19 protein-coding genes and 1 riboswitch are annotated in these 18,546 nt (G+C 38.8%); of the genes, 16 read left to right on the top strand and 3 right to left on the bottom strand.

Annotated elements, in window-relative coordinates; translation table 11 throughout:
* Window positions 1–127 precede the first annotated feature (127 nt).
* A riboswitch (TPP riboswitch) is annotated at window positions 128–240 on the top strand.
* A gap of 62 nt (window positions 241–302) precedes the next feature.
* The 7 genes from SLH51_RS18990 (at window position 303) to SLH51_RS18960 (ending at window position 5,271) form a co-directional block, all read left to right on the top strand.
* Window positions 303–1,082, top strand: coding sequence for an ABC transporter permease (locus SLH51_RS18990; protein ID WP_335963051.1), 780 nt, complete (start codon window positions 303–305; stop codon window positions 1,080–1,082).
* 17 nt (window positions 1,083–1,099) lie between these two features.
* On the top strand, window positions 1,100–2,143 hold the full coding sequence (locus tag SLH51_RS18985; protein WP_335963050.1) for an ABC transporter substrate-binding protein: 1,044 nt from the start codon (window positions 1,100–1,102) through the stop codon (window positions 2,141–2,143).
* Window positions 2,144–2,162: 19 nt separating this feature from the next.
* The gene (locus SLH51_RS18980; RefSeq protein WP_335963049.1) at window positions 2,163–2,909 is read left to right on the top strand and encodes an ABC transporter ATP-binding protein; all 747 of its coding nucleotides are present in this window, start codon (window positions 2,163–2,165) and stop codon (window positions 2,907–2,909) included.
* Window positions 2,910–2,964: 55 nt separating this feature from the next.
* Window positions 2,965–3,633, top strand: a complete 669-nt coding sequence (tenA, locus tag SLH51_RS18975) for a thiaminase II (RefSeq protein ID WP_335963048.1) — start codon at window positions 2,965–2,967, stop codon at window positions 3,631–3,633.
* Window positions 3,621–3,788: a hypothetical protein gene (locus SLH51_RS18970; protein WP_335963047.1), complete on the top strand. Its 168-nt coding sequence runs from the start codon at window positions 3,621–3,623 to the stop codon at window positions 3,786–3,788. Before tenA ends, SLH51_RS18970 begins: the two co-directional genes overlap by 13 nt.
* Before the next feature lie 436 nt (window positions 3,789–4,224).
* On the top strand, window positions 4,225–4,407 hold the full coding sequence (locus tag SLH51_RS18965) for a hypothetical protein (protein WP_332697872.1): 183 nt from the start codon (window positions 4,225–4,227) through the stop codon (window positions 4,405–4,407).
* A 369-nt stretch (window positions 4,408–4,776) separates the two neighbouring features.
* Window positions 4,777–5,271, top strand: coding sequence for a fasciclin domain-containing protein (locus SLH51_RS18960; protein WP_335963046.1), 495 nt, complete (start codon window positions 4,777–4,779; stop codon window positions 5,269–5,271).
* 105 nt (window positions 5,272–5,376) lie between these two features.
* On the opposite strand, the gene SLH51_RS18955 is transcribed toward SLH51_RS18960, so the two are convergent.
* Window positions 5,377–5,943, bottom strand: a complete 567-nt coding sequence (locus SLH51_RS18955; protein WP_335963045.1) for a TetR/AcrR family transcriptional regulator — start codon at window positions 5,941–5,943, stop codon at window positions 5,377–5,379.
* A 146-nt stretch (window positions 5,944–6,089) separates the two neighbouring features.
* On the opposite strand from SLH51_RS18955, the gene SLH51_RS24520 reads away from it, so the two are divergent.
* Both SLH51_RS24520 and SLH51_RS18950 read left to right on the top strand, forming a co-directional pair.
* Window positions 6,090–6,356: a hypothetical protein gene (locus tag SLH51_RS24520; RefSeq protein ID WP_418770307.1), complete on the top strand. Its 267-nt coding sequence runs from the start codon at window positions 6,090–6,092 to the stop codon at window positions 6,354–6,356.
* 519 nt (window positions 6,357–6,875) lie between these two features.
* The gene (locus SLH51_RS18950) at window positions 6,876–8,375 is read left to right on the top strand and encodes a malate:quinone oxidoreductase (RefSeq protein WP_335963044.1); all 1,500 of its coding nucleotides are present in this window, start codon (window positions 6,876–6,878) and stop codon (window positions 8,373–8,375) included.
* 218 nt (window positions 8,376–8,593) lie between these two features.
* On the opposite strand, the gene SLH51_RS18945 is transcribed toward SLH51_RS18950, so the two are convergent.
* On the bottom strand, window positions 8,594–8,863 hold the full coding sequence (locus tag SLH51_RS18945; protein WP_335963043.1) for a hypothetical protein: 270 nt from the start codon (window positions 8,861–8,863) through the stop codon (window positions 8,594–8,596).
* Window positions 8,864–8,988: 125 nt separating this feature from the next.
* On the opposite strand from SLH51_RS18945, the gene larA reads away from it, so the two are divergent.
* The 7 genes from larA to SLH51_RS18910 all read left to right on the top strand — a co-directional run bounded on the left by larA (window position 8,989) and on the right by SLH51_RS18910 (window position 17,642).
* Window positions 8,989–10,251, top strand: a complete 1,263-nt coding sequence (gene larA, locus SLH51_RS18940; RefSeq protein ID WP_335963042.1) for a nickel-dependent lactate racemase — start codon at window positions 8,989–8,991, stop codon at window positions 10,249–10,251.
* A gap of 481 nt (window positions 10,252–10,732) precedes the next feature.
* Window positions 10,733–11,623, top strand: coding sequence for a nitrilase-related carbon-nitrogen hydrolase (locus SLH51_RS18935; RefSeq protein WP_335963041.1), 891 nt, complete (start codon window positions 10,733–10,735; stop codon window positions 11,621–11,623).
* A 53-nt stretch (window positions 11,624–11,676) separates the two neighbouring features.
* A complete protein-coding gene (locus SLH51_RS18930; RefSeq protein ID WP_335963040.1) occupies window positions 11,677–13,047 on the top strand; it encodes an NAD(P)-dependent oxidoreductase in 1,371 nt (456 codons plus the stop codon).
* A 26-nt stretch (window positions 13,048–13,073) separates the two neighbouring features.
* Entirely contained in the window at window positions 13,074–14,360 is a 1,287-nt protein-coding gene (gene preA / locus SLH51_RS18925; RefSeq protein ID WP_335963039.1) for an NAD-dependent dihydropyrimidine dehydrogenase subunit PreA, read from the top strand.
* 17 nt (window positions 14,361–14,377) lie between these two features.
* The gene (gene hydA, locus SLH51_RS18920) at window positions 14,378–15,799 is read left to right on the top strand and encodes a dihydropyrimidinase (protein WP_335963038.1); all 1,422 of its coding nucleotides are present in this window, start codon (window positions 14,378–14,380) and stop codon (window positions 15,797–15,799) included.
* Between the two features lie 124 nt (window positions 15,800–15,923).
* Window positions 15,924–17,384: an NCS1 family transporter gene (locus SLH51_RS18915; protein ID WP_335963037.1), complete on the top strand. Its 1,461-nt coding sequence runs from the start codon at window positions 15,924–15,926 to the stop codon at window positions 17,382–17,384.
* Window positions 17,385–17,402: 18 nt separating this feature from the next.
* Window positions 17,403–17,642, top strand: a complete 240-nt coding sequence (locus tag SLH51_RS18910; protein ID WP_335963036.1) for a hypothetical protein — start codon at window positions 17,403–17,405, stop codon at window positions 17,640–17,642.
* Window positions 17,643–18,189: 547 nt separating this feature from the next.
* Here SLH51_RS18910 and SLH51_RS18905 read toward each other — a convergent pair.
* Window positions 18,190–18,375 carry a hypothetical protein gene (locus tag SLH51_RS18905; RefSeq protein ID WP_335963035.1) on the bottom strand — a complete coding sequence of 62 codons (186 nt, stop codon included), beginning with the start codon at window positions 18,373–18,375 and terminating at the stop codon, window positions 18,190–18,192.
* Window positions 18,376–18,546 lie beyond the last annotated feature (171 nt).

Below are 18,546 nucleotides of genomic sequence, written 5' to 3'. Positions count from 1 at the left end.
AACTTCACATGAAAGAATATTTAAGTTAACTGTGAAGCATTACACGACGAGTAATCTTGTTCAGTTGGAAAGAACGGAATATTGCTGTAATTCAGAATGTGTGTTACGCTTTGAAAGGAAAAATTATGAAAATTAATAGGGGAGCTATGAGGCTGGCTGAGAGGATATCCCGATGAAGATATCGACCCTTTAAACCTGATCTGGGTAATGCCAGCGGAGGGATGTTTATTAGAATTACATGTGAAATGTAAGTCTACACGCCTCTGTGGTGTGTAGGTTTTTTTTTGCGAAAGGAGGTAAACATGGTTTCTTTACGTCAGTTTGTCCGTTCAGCTGCACCTGCGATCAGCGCTATTTTAATTTTTCTCGTGTTATGGGAAGTGGTTGTTAGGTTTTGGGAGATTGAAAACTGGATTTTACCAGCTCCCAGTTTGATTGTTCATACGTTGTTTCAAACGTGGCACCTATTACCGGAACATATTTGGATGACTACGAAAGAGGCGGTGCTTGGATTTTTATTAGGGATTGCAGTTGCGTTAGTGATGGCTTTTATATTAGATATCTCACCGTTTTTACGTAAAAGTTTTTATCCAATTCTCTTATTTTCGCAAACGATTCCTATTATTGCGATTGCACCTTTGCTAATTATTTGGTTTGGGTACGGAATCCTCCCTAAGGTGCTTGTCGTAGCTTTAGTGACTTTTTTTCCGGTTGTCGTTAGTGTAGTTGAGGGGCTGCAATCAAGTGATCGGGATATGATTCGGCTTGTTAGGTCAATGGGAGGGTCATTTTGGCAGGTATTTTATTCTGTTCGATTCCCACACGCGCTTCCTAATCTATTTACAGGGTTGAGAATCGGAGCGACTTATAGTGTGTTAGCAGCTGTTATTTCAGAGTGGGTTGGTGCAAGTTCTGGGTTAGGAATTTATTTAATAAAAGCTCAAAGCTCGTTTGCAACAGACAAAGTCTTCGTTGTTATTGTGATAATTTCACTATTAAGCTGCCTCTTATTTTTAGTTGTTGTTATCCTAGGTAGAGTTATGATGCCGTGGAAACATAAGTCTCACAAATATAAAAAATGAATTAAGGAGAGAATTCGATGTTAAAGAAAGTAAGTACCTTTTTGTTATTGATTATCATGCTCGTTTTAGTTGGTTGTAATCAAGTAGAAGAGCCGAATCAAAGTGAAGAAGTGGAGTCGGAAATCGAATCAGAAGCTGGGGGAGAGGTGCCGGTTGAATCTTCAGAATTAGTTGAAGCAACCTTTATGTTAGATTGGGTACCAAACACGAATCATACCGGTATTTATGTCGCCAAAGAAAAAGGGTTCTTTGAAGAAGAAGGAATTGATTTAACGATTATCGAACCGGCGATGGAAGGTGCTGTACCAATTGTTGCGGCAGGACAAGCCGATTTTGGGGTCGGATCCCAAACTGGTGTGACCATTGCTAGATCAAAAGATATTCCAGTCGTTTCGATCGCTGCTGTGATTCAGGAGCATACTTCTGGCTTTGCTTCTCCAGTTGAAAAAAAGATTACATCACCAGAGGATTTTGAAGGGAAAACATATGGCGGTTTTGGAGGTGCTGAGGAAGAGGCGATTTTGAACACTGTTTTAAATCAGCATCATGTTGATCCTTCTTCGGTAGAAAATGTCATTGTTGGATCAGCTGATTTTTTTGCAAATACGAAGAGAGACATTGATTTTCAATGGATTTTTTATGGTTGGACAGGAATTGAAGCGGAAATTCGCGGTGAAGACATTAATATGATTTATCTTAAAGATATTGATCCTGTCTTTAACTATTATTCTCCTGTTATTTTTAGCAGCGATGCTGTAATTAAAGAGAAGCCTGAACTCGTTGAAAAATTTGTAAGAGCTATGTCAAAAGGATATGAATTTGCGATAGAACAACCAGATGAAGCAGCGGAGATTTTAATTGCTGCTACCCCGGAAACAGATGAAGAACTTATTCGTGCGTCACAAAATTGGCTAAGCCCGCGTTATCAAGGGGGGGCAGAAAAGTGGGGCATTCAAAGTGAAGACATTTGGGATAATTTTTCCTCTTGGATGCTTGAGGCTGGACTAATTGAAATAGAAGTATCGACTGAAGAAGCGATGACAAATAAATTCTTACCTTAATGAGAAATTAGGAGTGTATATGGAACTAAGCATTCGCAATCTGCAGCATTCGTTTGGCGGGGAACCCGTTATTAAAGGAATAAACCTGTATCTTCAAAAAGGAGAGTTTGTTTCATTAATTGGACCAAGTGGCTGTGGCAAAAGTACATTATTTAATTTAATTACGGGCCTTGATATTCCGCATGAGGGAGAAATTTCACTAGATGGTCAGAATATAATTGGGAAACGTGGTTATAGCAGTTACATGATGCAAAAGGACTTATTATTCCCATGGAAAACCGTGCTAGAAAATGTTCTTTTAGGTCCAATGATAACGAAGCAACAAACAGAACAAGTTAAGGAAGAGGCGCTTTCTCTTTTTCCGCTGTTTGGATTAGAAGGATATGAGCATTCTTATCCGGACGTCTTGTCGGGAGGAATGAAACAAAGAGCTGCGTTGCTACGAACCTTTTTGCATAAAAAAGAACTATTGTTATTAGATGAACCTTTTGGCGCTCTGGATGCGTTAACTCGTGAGAAAATGCATAGTTGGCTGTTGCAAATATGGAGGAAAATGCAACGAACCGTCTTATTTATCACACATAGTATTGATGAAGCGATATTCTTATCAGACCGTATTTATGTGCTAGCCCCTCGTCCAACAGAGGTCATTCTAGAAGAGAAGGTGACATTGTCTCGGCCAAGGAAAACAGAAATGAAGGTCTCTCCCGAATTTTTAGAGTTGAAAGGCCGATTAATGAACGCATTATACGAAATGAACGAATGAAAGCTATTTAACTTATAAGTTTTGGGAATAGATTATTAAAGAGAGGATGAATGAAATGAAATTTTCAGAACAACTTCGAAAAAAGGCAGATTCCATTTGGAATGCAAGCTTTGAACATCCGTTTGTTAGAGGAGTAGCTGATGGGTCATTACCAATTGAGTGTTTTACATATTATGTACAGCAAGATTCCTTTTACCTTTCCAGGTTTGCTCAAGTACAAGCGATTGGGGCTGCAAAAGCATTAGACTTTCATACAACGTCGCAAATGGCGTTTCATGCTAAATCGACTTTTGATGCAGAGCATATGCTACATGAAGGATTTGCAAAAGACTTAGGACTAGAAAAGAATAGCGAAGGCCATATGGCTGAGGAACCTGCTCCGACTGCAGTTGCTTATACGAATCATTTGTTTTCTGTTGCCTATAAAGGCTCTCTAGGGGAAGTGATTGCGGCTATTCTTCCTTGCTATTGGTTGTACTGGGAAATCGGAGAGAAGTATAAAGGCTCTACTCCAGAGCATCCCGTCTATCAAAAGTGGATTGATACGTATGGTGACGAATGGTTTGCAACGTTAGTAAAGGAACAGATTAACCGTTTGGATGATTGCGCAAAAAAAGCTTCAGCAGAAGAGAAGCAACGAATGGAGTCTATTTTTATAACAAGCAGCAGGTATGAGTATATGTTTTGGGAGATGTCCTATACGTTAGAGAAGTGGCCAGTGTAGGTGAGCTACTGAAAAAGCCGTTGCCTTGTTTTAAAGCACGCTATGAGTGGGTTTCTCAATCCGCGGGCGCGCAACGTGCGGAGCCATTGCCGCTTCTCGATGGACTTTTTCAATGGCTTCGAGTAGGAGAGGTAGTTGCAGTTATTCATAACTAGTTGTATGACCCATCCAACTGTATTTTTTGATGTGTTTTAAAGTTACTAGTATTAATGACCTTTTGAAAAATCTCCAGTTAATAGCGTCAAGACATCCTTTCCCCGTAGAAGAGAAAGGGTGAGCCAGGACGTTGCCAGGCAAATAAAGCATAATCCAAAAGGGTTGTTTTTTTAGTTTACATAAACATAATTTTTAAGACGCAAAAGAACTTTGGTCACAACATCTCACATCACTTTTTCATAGTTTATTCTAAGAAAACATGATGCAAAAAGGGGCAGCGTGGTTACGACTGTCCCGAAAACGATCGAATACAACAGCAGTAGAAAGGTAAATTATTTTCCCCTAAGGACTGGTTTTTAAACAATATTAAGGAAAAAAGCAATCACGTATAATTCTCTTTTTAATTCTCAAAATAAAGAGAGAAGGGGTGATACTATGGCGAAACGAAATGGCAAAACGAACGCAGACCAAAAGAACAAACAAGGATTTGATTCAAGTAAAACTGATTCAGAGTTCTCTAAAGAACTTGGAAGTGCAGCAGCTAACAGGCAGCACAAAGAAAAAGCTAAAAAGCTAAAATCATCCAAAAACCAAGGGAAATGGAACGGGATGAATTAATTTATTTTTATCGTTTTGCACTACGGTATAAATAAAATAAGGTGATGAAAGGTTCGGCTTGTTTGCTGGACCTTTTTTATGGTGGGCCGCATGTCTTCAATTTCTTGTTTTGCAAATTAAGTTTACTGCAGGAAGGCTCTATATGGATCATCCACTCTTCATTAAAAGGGGGATGGACGATTGCATCTTTGTTTTTTTACTAAGGATCATAATAAGTTTTTTTATTGTTCACGTAAGGATAAAAGTGTCAAATAAACGAATAATACCTTTTGAGTTTACATAACGGGGGTGTGTACTTAAGAAAGTGTTAGAGCGAATGTTATTTCTTTAAAAATTGGATGATTACCGGAAAAAAAGGAGGATTTATTAATGGATAAGAAATGGTATGCTGTGGTTTTGTTGATTTTTATGTTGGTGATGTCATTCTCAGTCGGAGGATTTGCAGCAGAGAATTCAGGAAGTAAAAAGGACATTGTCGACACAGCGGTAGAAACAGGTGACTTTAATACGTTGGTGGCTGCTTTAGAGAAAGCTGGTTTGATCGAGACACTGAAAGGCGAAGGACCGTTTACTGTATTTGCTCCGACAGATGAGGCGTTTGAAAAGCTACTAAATGATCTAAATGTAACAGCAGAAGAATTATTAGCAAGAGAAGACTTAAAGGATATTCTGCTGTACCACGTCATACCTGGTAAAGTGATGTCTAGTGATCTGAAAGATGGGATGAAGGTGAAAACATTAGCTGAGAAAGAAGTAACCATTTCGCTTGACCCTGTACAAGTAAATAAAGCAAATGTCGTAAAATCAGACATAGAGGCTTCAAATGGTGTCATCCATGTCATTGATGCCGTGTTAGTGCCATAAGAATTAATAAAGTAAGCCAATTTGAACATCTATAAAATGGACAAGACTGAATTCCGATTGGGTTCAGTCTTTATTTTTAAAATCATGTCACTCCTAAAACTCCCTTTACCGCAACGAAGAAAGCACCTTATTACTAATGTTATTAATAATCTCCGCCATTTCCTTGGGGGATTTATCCATTCCATTATCTAACCAACTTTTGATCGCGTGAATGCTTCCACTAACGACAAATAGACTTATGTATTCTGAGATTTTTTGATCAAGGTTGTTGACGGTCATCCAGTTTTTCATCGTAAATTGATGGGTGAGAGACATGACTCTCTTTTGGAAGCTAGGATCACCGTGCTCACTTAAGAGCGTTTGACAGATATCACTGTTTGTAGCGATATACTCTAATATTTTTTTTGTCATCTGTAATGCTTCTTCTTCCTTCGTGAAATTGTAGCTACTAAGTGTTTTGTTCATATCCTCGATAATTTCTTCTTCCATTTTATAAAGAAGGTCATACTGGTCTGAGTAATGGGAATAGAAAGACGAGCGATTGATGTCGGCCAGTTCACAAATTTCCTTTACCGTAATCGTTGAAATCTGCTTTTCTTTTAACAATTTCATAAGGCTATCTTTCAACACCATCCGCGTATATTTCTTGCGTCTGTCCAATTTAGAAGTCAAGGTGAACCCTCCTTTTCTATTTTTTTTGCGTAATCCAACATAACTTCGTTTTATGTTGTGAACTGGACGAATGAAAGGAAACTGTTTGTTGAATAAGCAACACCGTGTTTATATAATGAGAAAGTGAAAAGGACAGGAACACAAGAATCGTCGAACTGTCTGGAGGAACGAATGAATTAGAAGATGGCGTTGCGAAGCTTCACAACGGGACAGGTGAATTATATCGAAAAACGAGTGATTTACCGGATCAAATTCAAAAGGAAATCGATCAAATGATCGCTGAGTATGATAAATCACATTTCGAAGCAGTATCCTTTGTCTCCACAAAAAACGAGAAAGTAAACTCTGTCCAGTTTGTCATCAAAACAGAAAGTATTAAAAAAGAAGACAAGAAACAAACGAAGAGGACGTAGAAGAAGAAAAAGGATTCTGGACTCGTCTGATGGGTTTGTTTTCTAAAGGTAGTTAGGACGGTTCTGGATTTGCATTTGCAACAATTAAATCGAAGAAGAAATAATTCAGAAAAGAAATAGTGCCCGTTAACTGTTACTGTTTCAATTTAGGAACAACAAATATCACCTCTTTTTAAAGATCATATCACATTGATATGGTCTCCTTCTTTTTGTTGTTAAATCAACGTTCTTAGAGGGTGGTGGTTCACAAGTAACGGCAAACCAAAGCCTTAATCCTTGCAAGAAGCTGGTAATGTCTTTGGTTTTTGTTTGTTCTTAGGCCTTGTGGACTGACTTTTAACTTTTTATCAGCTTTTAAATAATTTATAATTATCATATAATAGTAGATATGTTCATTTATAAATAATAGTAATACGCTATGATATTGTTAAAATGGAGATAGAAAAGGTGTATGATTAGGTCGCGCCTTAACTTGGTGGGACGCCTACATCTTTTCTGTAAATTTTAGGGGTGGTAAAAATGAGCAACAGAGAAACAAAAACAGACGTCATTTTAATTGGCGCCGGAACCATGAGCGCGACTTTAGGGACAATCTTGAAAGAATTAGTACCGGACTGGAACATTAAAGTGTTTGAGAAGCTCGCAAACGCGGGAGAGGAAAGCTCTAATGAATGGAATAATGCGGGAACGGGGCATGCGGCACTGTGCGAGCTTAATTACACGGTCGAAAAACCGGATGGATCTGTAGATATTAGTAAAGCTATAAAAATTAATGAACAGTTTCAAGTTTCAATGCAGTTTTGGTCTTATCTAGTAAACAGCAAACTGATAACTAATCCACAAGGCTTTATCAGGCAATTGCCTCATATGAGTTTAGTACAAGGAGAACAAAATGTGACGTTTTTAAAGAAACGTTTTGAAGCTCTGTCAAATAATCCCTTATTCGAAGGGATGGAATTTTCGGAAAATCCAGAAAAACTGATGGAATGGATTCCACTTATTATGCAAAATCGCGCTTCGAATGAACCTATAGCAGCAACAAAAATCGACTCTGGAACGGATGTCAACTTTGGTGCTTTAACGCGCATGTTGTTTGACCATTTAAATAGTAAAAATGTCGATATAAACTACAACCATACCGTGAATGATATTAAACGTACTAGCGTCGGCTTGTGGGAATTGAAAGTACGGAATCTTGAAAGCGGTACTGTCGAAAGTCATACTGCAAAATTCGTCTTTATCGGAGGCGGGGGAGGAAGTGTACATTTACTGCAAAAATCCGGTATTCCTGAAGGAAAACATATTGGCGGATTCCCGGTAAGCGGAATCTTTATGGTATGTAATAATCCGGATATTGTAGCACAGCATCATGCAAAAGTATACGGCAAAGCTAAGGTTGGTGCTCCTCCAATGTCTGTTCCGCATCTTGATACACGATTTATCGAAAATAAAAAATCGTTGCTATTTGGACCGTTTGCCGGCTTCTCACCAAAGTTTTTAAAATACGGTTCAATGTTTGATTTGTTAACTTCCGTAAAACCGGATAATCTCGTAACTATGTTGTCGGCAGGGGCCAAAAACATGTCATTGACAAAATACCTGATCGAGCAAGTTATGTTATCGAAAGAACAGCGCATGGAAGAGTTACGTGAATTTATCCCGAACGCGAAAAGTGAGGATTGGGATTTAGTAGTAGCCGGCCAGCGTGTGCAAGTAATCAAAGATACTGAAGACGGCAAAGGAACGCTTCAATTTGGTACGGAAGTGATTACTGCAGCTGATGGCTCGATCGCAGCATTACTAGGCGCTTCTCCGGGTGCTTCTACTGCTGTTCACGTCATGCTTGAAGTAATAACAAAATGCTTCCCGGAACATATGAAAGAGTGGGAACCGAAAATTAAAGAAATGATTCCTTCTTATGGTGTATCACTTATGGAAAACCCAGAGCTTATCCATGAAATTCATACTTCAACTGAGCAGACGCTTGCTCTAAGCGAAAAAGAGCTGGTATTAAGTTAATTCTTTGGATTAAGAAATCAAGGTATTGAATGAAAAAGTTTAAGCAACATTTGGCATTAATGGACAACCGTTTCTAATGATTGATAAAACAAAGATAAAATAAAAAGTTCACTTAAAGGAATTGAGTAAATAATAGAATATTATTGGAAATAAATCACAGAACCTTGATCTATCTTTGGATTGAAGGTTCTTTTTTTAAAAATTCTCAGTTAGAGAAGCTAAGGTGAACCGATCGTGTAACAAATGGCATGATAATCTATCTTCAAAGAAAGCATAGGTCGACCTATTTGCCTATCACAAGACAAACCAGATAAAAGAATAAATAGTTTGTTTACTTCTAGAAAGCCAACAAGTGATTGGTTTTTGTTAACGACTTCTTCAAATCTTTTTATTAGTAGTGAACCTCGAGCCTTGCCTTCTTTTAGTTCAATTAAAAACACATGAAAAGGAGGTGTTAGGTTTACTTCTAGTAAATCGAGTTTCTGCATAAGGAATTGGTCATGTTGTTCAGGATTGATTAAATCAGTGAAGATTTGTTTTTGGTCTCCTTAGGCGACTTTATTTAAGTATGTCCATAAAATGGTGTTAAAAAACAGTAAAGAGAGGTATAACGATGCAAACAACTTTGTTATATGGTAAGGAAGGGTTAACGATTCATGTCCCAGACGACGCGGTCATTGTTGAACCGAAAGATATTCAAGGTTTGGATAACGAGGAAGCCTCTGTTCAAGCTGCATTGCAAAATCCGATTGGAACTCCACCACTCCGTGAAATAGTCAAAGAGACAGATAAGGTAGCAATTGCTATTAGCGATATAACCCGTCCCACTCCCAATGAAAAGTTAATTCCTTGGTTACTTAAAGAGCTCCCTCATGTGCCATTGGAGAACTTTGTCATTATAAATGGAACTGGTACTCATCGTGATCAAACGAGAGAAGAATTTGTGCACATGTTAGGGGAATGGGTTGTTGATCATATTCGTGTAATTAACAACAACTGTCATGATAAAGATACTCTTGTAAATGTTGGACAAAGTAAATTTGGGTGTGATGTGTATTTAAATAAAGATTATGTTGAAGCAGATTTTCGCATCGTAACGGGATTTATTGAACCTCATTTTTTTGCAGGATTTTCAGGAGGTCCAAAGGGGATCATGCCTGGGATCGCAGGGATTGATACGATTATGACATTTCATAATGCTAGAATGATAGGAGATCCATTAGCGACATGGGGTAACATGACAAATAATCCTGTACAGGATATGACTCGTGAAGTAAACAGCCTATGTAAGCCAGATTTCATGTTAAACGTGACGTTAAATAAAGAAAAAGAGATTACAGAAGTGTTTGCAGGTGAGTTGTACCAAGCCCATGATGAAGGATGTGCCTTTGTAAAAGAGCATACAATGATCAAATCAGATCATCGTTTTGATGTAGTCATTACATCGAACTCAGGGTACCCATTAGACCAAAATTTGTACCAAGCTGTTAAAGGGATGAGTGCGGCTCATAAAATCGTTAAAAAAGGCGGAACGATTATTTGTGCAGCTGAATGTTCAGATGGCTTGCCGAACCATGGAAATTACGCTCAAATTCTGCAAATGCGAAAGTCACCACAAGAAATTTTGGATATGATCAATGACCCAGAATTTAAAATGTTTGATCAATGGCAAGTGCAAAAACAAGCTGTGATCCAAGTGTGGGCAGACGTATTTGTGTATTCGACTTTATCTGAAGAAGTGGTAAACAAAGCGTTGTTTAAACCAACAAAAGATATTGAACAAACATTAGAAGAGTTAAGGAAAAAGTATGGTGAAAATATGACTGTAGCCGTTCTACCTCTTGGACCTTTAACGATTCCATACGTCGAAGGATAAAGAAATGGAACGAGCGCTAGAATAAGATTTTTTGAACCTCACCTGCATTGGTGAGGTTATTTCACAATAATTTTTAAAACAGGTCCCATATTTTTGCAATTTTCGCAAAAGTTCTATGTTATAACTGTAGTAGCTTTTCCGATCTAGCTAATCATTATAGAGTTCTGTTACTGAAAGATATTTTACATATTGATAAATAATTGAATACGACTATTTAACACTATGTATAGTGTAATAGTGAAAAATTAAAAGTACAATTAACTAAACTTTTGTACAAAAGGTACATAGTAAGGACGTTGCTAGGAGGAAATCTGTATTGAGCTCAATGTGTGTAAACGCTTACAATTTACGTTTTTTAATGTAGTGGTCAAAGAAAGGGAATTATGTGGCATCGGTGATAAACTCACTTTTAGTAAGAGATGTTAGTGCTTACTATCGAGTTTCTTCTATAAATATATTGAAATTTTAAGGAGGAATTATTATGTCAGATACCGTTAAAATCGGACTTATTCAAGCTTCTAATGATGTACACGGGGATGAGCCTGTTGAGGTTCATAAGGAGAAAGCGATTGAGAAACATATTAAGTTAGTAAATGATGCCAAAAACAAAGGGGCTCAAATCGTTTGTCTGCAGGAAATTTTCTATGGTCCATATTTTTGCTCTGAGCAAAAATCAAAATGGTATGATGCAGCAGAAGAAATTCCGAATGGCCCTACTACAAGACGATTTCAAGACTTGGCTAAAGAATTAGAGATTGTCATTGTTCTCCCGATATATGAGCGTGAAGGAATTGCAACGTATTATAATACAGCAGCTGTTATTGATGCAGATGGATCTTATCTAGGTAAATACCGTAAGCAACATATTCCCCAAGTTGGAGTTGGGAATGAAGGGCATGGCTTCTGGGAGAAATACTATTTCAAACCAGGAAACTTAGGCTATCCAGTTTTTGATACGGCATTTGCCAAAGTGGGTGTCTATATTTGTTATGATCGGCATTTTCCAGAGGGGGCTAGACTACTAGGATTAAAAGGAGCTGAAATTGTATTCAATCCTTCCGCAACAGTTGCTGGTTTATCAGAGTATCTTTGGAAGCTAGAGCAACCGGCACATGCAGTAGCAAATGGTTATTATGTCGGAGCCATTAATCGTGTAGGAGTAGAAGCACCTTGGAACATGGGTGAGTTCTATGGACAGTCGTATTTAGTTGATCCGAAAGGAAGTTTTGTCTCGATCGGAAGTAGGGATGAAGATGAAATTATTATCGGTGAAATGAATAAAAAACTCATACGAGAAGTAAGGGACACTTGGCAATTCTATCGTGACCGCCGTCCAGAAACGTATGAAGAAATGACTTCACTTCTTCCATAAAAGTGAAATTCACTTTTTAATAAAATGATTTATATCGTAAAGGAGGCTTTCTATTGAATAAAAACAGCGCATCCCATAAATCATTAGTAGATTTGAAGAAAAACTTTGAAGAAGCTCATCTCGGTCTATCCAAACAAGAAGCAATTGAAGAAGCGAACCGTTGTCTTTATTGCTATGACGCCCCCTGTATAACCGCTTGCCCTACTGGAATAGATATCCCAACTTTTATTAAAAAAATTGCATCAGGAAATGTAAAAGGCTCAGCCAAAACGATTATGACATCAAACCCAATAGGTGCAAGCTGCGCAAGAGTCTGTCCAACAGAAGAGCTTTGTGAAGGGGCTTGTGTTCTCAATCATTCTACGAAACCAATTATGATTGGAAACCTCCAGCGGTATGCAACCGATTGGGCGATAAAAAATGAACAAGTCTTATTTAAAGCTGGTGAGAAAAATGGAAAAGCAGTAGCAATCGTAGGTGGTGGACCTGCTGGGTTATCTGCTGCTCGGGAGTTAGCGTTACTAGGCTACAAGGTCACCATTTTTGAAGCGGAAAAAGAAGCGGGCGGGTTAAATACGTATGGGATTGTCTCTTTCCGCTTACCTCAATCGATTTCTTTCTGGGAAGTAGACCAGGTGAAACAACTAGATGTAGAAGTCCGGACGAACACAAGGGTCGGAAAAGATGTTTCCGTAAATGAGTTAACGGAAAACTATGATGCTGTCGTTCTCGCAATTGGAATGTCTAGTGTGCCAAACCTTGGCATTGACGGTGAAGAGTTAGATGGAGTGTATGATGCTATTGATTTTGTAAAAGCAACAAAGACAGAGGAACTCTCCCATCATTTAGTTGGAAAGCGTGTCGTTGTCATTGGAGCTGGAAATACGGCAATTGACGGTGCTACATGTTCGGTTCGCCTTGGGGCTGAAAATGTAAAAATCCTATATCGCCGAACGGAAGCAGAGATGACCGCTTATGATTTTGAGTATGAATTTGCGAAACAAGATGGTGTGGAATTCCGCTTTTTGACAGCACCGAAACGAGTGATCGGAGAAAACGGAAAAGTCCGAGCGATTGAGTGCATGAAAATGGAGCTAGCTGAAGCGAGTGAAGATGGCCGTCGGCGTCCAGTTCCAGTAGAAGGTTCTGAGTTTACTTTAGAAGTTGACGCGGTGGTTAAAGCGATTGGTCAATCCCGTTACATTCAGTTAATCGAACAATTTGGCTTGGAACATGATGGTGGTGTTGTAAAAATCAATGCAGAGACCTTCCAAACATCGAATGAACAAGTTTTTGCATGTGGAGACGTTATTTTTGGCAAAGGACAAGGAGAGGCAATGGTTGTTTCTGCTGCACAACAAGGAAAAGAAACAGCCTATTCGATCCATAAGCAATTGTGTAAAAAAGTAACTGAATCTGCGTAATCGAGCGATAAATAAGGAGGGACCATATGGCTGATCTACGAATAAACTTTGCAGGAATTGAATCACCGAATCCGTTTTGGCTGGCTTCGGCTCCCCCAACTAATTCTGGCTACCAAGTTCAACGAGCATTTGAAGCTGGTTGGGGAGGGGCGGTTTGGAAAACACTGGGAGATCCCATTTTGAATGTATCCTCTCGATTTGCTGCAGTTAGTTTTAATGGGCAAAAAGTAGCGGGGTTTAACAATATCGAGCTAATTACAGACCGCCCGCTCGAAGTTAACTTAAAAGAGATTTATGAAACAAAAAAGAAATTTCCAAATCACGCGATTATTGCATCTTTAATGGTTGATCCAAAACAGGAAAAATGGCATGAGATTGTCAAACGAGTTGAGGATGTAGGGGTTGATGGTCTTGAGCTTAATTTCGGCTGTCCACATGGAATGGCAGAGCGTGGCATGGGGTCAGCTTCTGGTCAGGTTCCAGAATTAGTAGAAAAGCAAACATATTGGGTAAAAGAAGTAGCACAAACGCCTGTTATCGTAAAACTTACGCCAAATATTACGGATATTACGGTCACTGCAGAAGCCGCGGTTCAAGGCGGAGCCGATGCAATTAGTATGATTAACACTATTAACAGTTTAGCAGGTGTCGACATTGATACATGGAATACCATTCCGCATGTTGCTGGAAAGGGTTCTCATGGTGGCTATTGTGGACCAGCAGTGAAGCCAATCGCGCTTAACATGGTTGCAGAATGTGCACGGAACTCGCGTATAAATGTACCAATCTCAGGGATTGGAGGTATCTCAAATTGGAAAGATACCGTCGAATACTTATTGATGGGAGCATCAGGAGTGCAAGTGTGTACAGCAGCGATGCATCATGGATTCCGTATCGTAGAAGACATGATCGAAGGTCTTTCAAACTATTTGGATGAAAAAGGGATCGACACGATTGACGGAATTGTCGGGAAATCTGTTCCCAGGTACTCGGATTGGGGCAATCTTGATTTAAATTATAAAATTGTCGCTAGAATTAACACGGATGTCTGTATTAATTGTAATAAGTGTCATATTGCTTGTGAAGATACATCGCATCAATGTATCGATATGTTGAAGGATGAAAACGGCAAAGGCTATTTAAAAGTAGATGAAGATAATTGTGTCGGTTGTAATCTCTGTTCGATCGTTTGCCCGGTTGATGGTGCCATTGATATGGTTGAACTTCCTAATGAACAACCGCCGATGACATGGAATGAACGCCAAGCAGTAATTGGGTCAATACAAAGCAGTAAAGTCGATGTAGGAAAGTAAGAGGGGGACTATTCATAATGAAGAAAGTGATTAAAAATGGAACCATTGTCACAGCTACAGATACGTATCAAGCGGATGTACTGATTGAAAACGGGAAAATTTCATGTATTGGCCAAAATTTAGCCGTAGGCGGGGCTGAGGTCATTGATGCAAAAGGGCGCTATATTTTTCCGGGGGGGATTGATCCTCATACCCATCTTGAAATGCCTTTTGGAGGAACGGTTTCAAAGGATGATTTTGAAACAGGGACGATCGCTGCAGCATTTGGTGGAACCACAACCGTTATTGATTTCTGTTTAACAAATAAAGGAGAGCCGTTAAAAAATGCAATTCAAACGTGGCATGCCAAGTCAAAGGATAAAGCAGTCATTGACTACGGGTTTCATCTGATGATTGGTGAAATGAATGAGGATGTTCTCGAAGAATTACCAGTCGTTATGGATGAAGAGGGGATTACATCCTTTAAAGTCTTTATGGCCTATAAAAATGTCTTTCAAGCTGATGATGGAACGCTGTTTCGGACATTAGTGGCAGCAAAAGAGCTAGGTGGATTGGTGATGGTTCACGCTGAAAATGGCGACGTCATTGAATATTTAATAAACGAGGCATTAGAAAAAGGCAATACAGATCCAATCTACCATGCCCTTACTAGACCGCCGGAAGTTGAAGGGGAAGCAACAGGAAGAGCAGCGCAATTAACCGGGCTGGCCAATTCTCAGTTATACGTCGTTCACGTCTCCTGTGCTGAAGCCGTTGAAAAAATTACGGAAGCAAGAAGGAAAGGCTATGATGTCTGGGGTGAAACGTGTCCGCAGTATCTAGTCCTTGACCAAACCTATTTAGAAAAGCCTGATTTTGAGGGGGCGAAGTACGTATGGTCACCTCCTCTTAGAGAGAAATGGCATCAAGACGTGTTATGGAACGCCCTAAAAAATGGAGACTTGCAAACATTAGGATCAGACCAATGCTCCTTTGATTTTAACGGACAAAAGGATTTAGGAAAAGGAGACTTTACGAAGATACCAAATGGCGGACCCATTATTGAAGATAGAGTTAGTATTCTTTTTTCAGAGGGAGTGAAAAAAGGGCGGATCACATTAAACCAATTTGTTGATATTATGTCTACACGAAATGCCAAGTTATTTGGATTATATCCACAAAAGGGCACGATTGCTGTTGGAACCGATGCAGACCTAGTGGTTTTCGATCCAAATGTAGAGAGAACCATTTCTGCAAACACCCATCATATGGCAGCTGATTATAACCCTTTTGAAGGAATACAAGTAACAGGAGAAGCAGTAACGGTACTATCTCGCGGTGAATTTGTCATTCGTGATAAGCAGTTCGTCGGTACACTGGGGCAAGGTCAATATCTCAAACGAGCTAAATATCAGTCAAAGCCAACTGAAACAGGTAAAAGCCAAGAACTAACGATTTAGTTGATATGCAATTGCTTGATCAAAGGTGAGAAGGTCAAGCAATTGCCTTACTTAACAAGAAAGATGGTCATCCAACTCCAATTAACTGAATTTACCGAAAATAATAGGTAAAGGGTGATATCATTTGAAAGAAAAACAGAGTCACTTGAAGTCTCCAGATTTATTGCCAATTCCACATAGTGGAAAGAAGATTGGTTCATTTGGGTTTGCGTTCATTTGGATTGGGATGGCCGTTGTGTTAGCTGCTTTTGCGATTGGTGGGTCTGGGGTACAAAGTCTTTCTCTCGGTTGGGTCGTTCTTGCAACAGTTATTGGCTCAGTTGCAATCGGTCTGTTCATGACAATGACTGGTGATATTGGGGTTGAACATGGCTTATCCTTCCCTGTTTATTTAAGGGCTCCATTTGGTACAATTGGTACTCATATTCCATCTGTGATTCGTGGATTTGTTGCATCCTGTTGGTTTGGGATTAATACGTACTTTGGGTCGACAGCTATGAATGGAATCTTATTTGTTTTGTTTGGCTTTGATAATTGGTTTGTCTGTTTCTTACTTTTTGCGACCTTGCAAATCGTGAACACATCTTTAGGTATTAAAGCCGTTGAGCGATTCGCGGATTTAGCAGCACCTATTATCATTATTATTTCAGGTTGGATGTATGTAACGTTATCAGATAAAGCATTAGCAGAAGGTCGTGATGTGTGGGCTTGGATTGAAAGTCCTGTTACTGGAGGTGCTGCGATCACGGCATTTATCGTTGTGATTATGAGTAATATGGGTTTTTGGGGAACATTAGCAGCGGATATGCCGTCGATTTCACGCTTTATTAAAGCACCTAGACATGAAAGAAGCTGGATTAAGAGAAATCAATCACAAATTGTTGGAAGTCTCATTGCACTTCCGTTAACACAAACATTTATGGTGATTATAGGTGCTGTCTCCTATATTGCCGTTTCTAATTACGATCCAGTTGTTGCCCTTCAGCAAGCAGCAAGCGGGCTAATATTAGGGGTATTGTTACTGATGATCGTTTTTGCCCAATGGTCAACGAATATTTCTGCTAATTTAATTCCTGCTGCAACCATTTTTTCTAATGTCGGTGGACCAAAAGTGCCATTCTGGGCAGGAGTGGTAGCTGCAGGACTAATCGGCTCTCTTGTTCAACCGTGGAGTTTGTTTGGAATCATTATTCCAGCTCTGCTCATTGTCGGAGGGATTCTATCGGCAATTGTAGGTATTTTAATCGCAGATTACTATCTTCTTCGTAAGAGAAGAGTCAATGTTCCCGATTTATATGAGAAAGAAGGGCAATTTAAATATTTGAAAGGGTTTAATCTAGCGGGTTATATTGCCTTTTTTGTAGGAGGGGTAGCTTCTTACTTATTATCTAATTACTCATTTATTGTTGGGTTTCTTGTCGGGATGACAGCTTACTATTTTCTTGCAAAGTATTGGTGGTTCGTCAAATACAAGCAGGCTGAAATTGAAGACCCTAGTGATGATAAATATTTAGGGATTACGGTTGGAAGAGATTGGGATATTACCGAGGGGAATGAAGTGATGGTTGAGGAAAAAATTCAATAACGGGTAGGGAGGAAATCGATGTCTGAATATCAGCAATTTCTGGCCGAAAGAGAGAAAATTGATTTTTTACTTGAACAAGGCTATCAAATTAAGGCGGTAACGGAAAATTTTAGCGGTGCGTTTGTTGATTTTGAACTTAGGAATCCTGACAAAGCAGGTCACAAAAATGCAGTTGAAAGATTACACATTGTAACAGCGGAAGCCAGGAAATATTTTAGTTCTATTATTATTCAGCAACATTCAAGAGATGTAAGCTAAGAGCAGGGGGAGACTTATATGTAATTCCATCAAACGAACTTTGGAATTGTATTATAAGAGGTTTCTTATATGATGTTCCACATTTATAGAGAGAAAAACAAAGGGATAGAAATCTTACCAGGTTCGGTTTTGAGGTGCAAACAGTATAATTAGCAGTATATTTAGAAGGCGAAATCGCAAAGATTTCGTCTTTTTATTTTTAAACCAACGTTTGAGGCGAATTGGTGTATAAATTAGCACTGGAATTGGCATACTATTTAATGGAGTGACAATTTTTATTGTCACTTGAAATATTGTTGTATTAAAACCATTGTTATTTCTTATACCAAAAAGATTGCTAATTTGAGAAAGGAGAAAAATAATGAAATTCATTAAACCTAAGAACAAGGACGCAAAAAAAGTAGATTGGGAAATCTCTGAATGGACAAGAGCAATCGTGAAACATTACTTGGAGTATACGGAATACAACGAGAGCAAAAACGTAGATATGTTTCTCCGAAGTATCTTGGAGGATAAAGATTTCAATTTTCCCAAATGTTTACGCTAACTAATTGGACTTCTTTTTATAAAACCATTTATCAGCAATGAATAGGAACAGTGTTAAAACAAACGCGTATAAAAGATTATCACCCAGTCTCAATTCAATTCCCCGAATGAAATCTACAATTACGATTACCAAAAGAGCGGATATGAAAAAAGAAGGATAATACCAATATTCACGAAAAATATTCACGTAAACACCTCCGATTAGAAATTTATTCCATAGTTCAATAGCATCTGTCCTCACCTCCGAATGTAAGTTTGTAGGTTTATTATACAAAATATGCTCTTTAAACTGGCACCTATGTCAAGGACACAATAAAAAAAGAGATTAAGCAACTAGAAGATGATTCCTATATTGAAT

The sequence above is a fragment of the Halalkalibacter kiskunsagensis genome (assembly GCF_037027555.1).
Lineage (GTDB): Bacteria > Bacillota > Bacilli > Bacillales > Bacillaceae_D > Halalkalibacter > Halalkalibacter kiskunsagensis.
This window is presented reverse-complemented; position numbering and strand designations above follow the sequence as displayed.

Bases quoted from the DNA above. Each gene is read 5' to 3' on its own strand.
- SLH51_RS18980 (WP_335963049.1), top strand. From the start codon at position 2,163: ATGGAACTAAGCATTCGCAATCTGCAGCATTCGTTTGGCGGGGAACCC.
- preA (WP_335963039.1), top strand. From the start codon at position 13,074: ATGGCTGATCTACGAATAAACTTTGCAGGAATTGAATCACCGAATCCG.
- SLH51_RS18990 (WP_335963051.1), top strand. From the start codon at position 303: ATGGTTTCTTTACGTCAGTTTGTCCGTTCAGCTGCACCTGCGATCAGC.
- SLH51_RS18965 (WP_332697872.1), top strand. From the start codon at position 4,225: ATGGCGAAACGAAATGGCAAAACGAACGCAGACCAAAAGAACAAACAA.
- SLH51_RS18960 (WP_335963046.1), top strand. From the start codon at position 4,777: ATGGATAAGAAATGGTATGCTGTGGTTTTGTTGATTTTTATGTTGGTG.
- SLH51_RS18985 (WP_335963050.1), top strand. From the start codon at position 1,100: ATGTTAAAGAAAGTAAGTACCTTTTTGTTATTGATTATCATGCTCGTT.
- tenA (WP_335963048.1), top strand. From the start codon at position 2,965: ATGAAATTTTCAGAACAACTTCGAAAAAAGGCAGATTCCATTTGGAAT.
- larA (WP_335963042.1), top strand. From the start codon at position 8,989: ATGCAAACAACTTTGTTATATGGTAAGGAAGGGTTAACGATTCATGTC.
- SLH51_RS18910 (WP_335963036.1), top strand. From the start codon at position 17,403: ATGTCTGAATATCAGCAATTTCTGGCCGAAAGAGAGAAAATTGATTTT.
- SLH51_RS18935 (WP_335963041.1), top strand. From the start codon at position 10,733: ATGTCAGATACCGTTAAAATCGGACTTATTCAAGCTTCTAATGATGTA.
- SLH51_RS18945 (WP_335963043.1), bottom strand. From the start codon at position 8,863: ATGCAGAAACTCGATTTACTAGAAGTAAACCTAACACCTCCTTTTCAT.
- SLH51_RS18950 (WP_335963044.1), top strand. From the start codon at position 6,876: ATGAGCAACAGAGAAACAAAAACAGACGTCATTTTAATTGGCGCCGGA.
- hydA (WP_335963038.1), top strand. From the start codon at position 14,378: ATGAAGAAAGTGATTAAAAATGGAACCATTGTCACAGCTACAGATACG.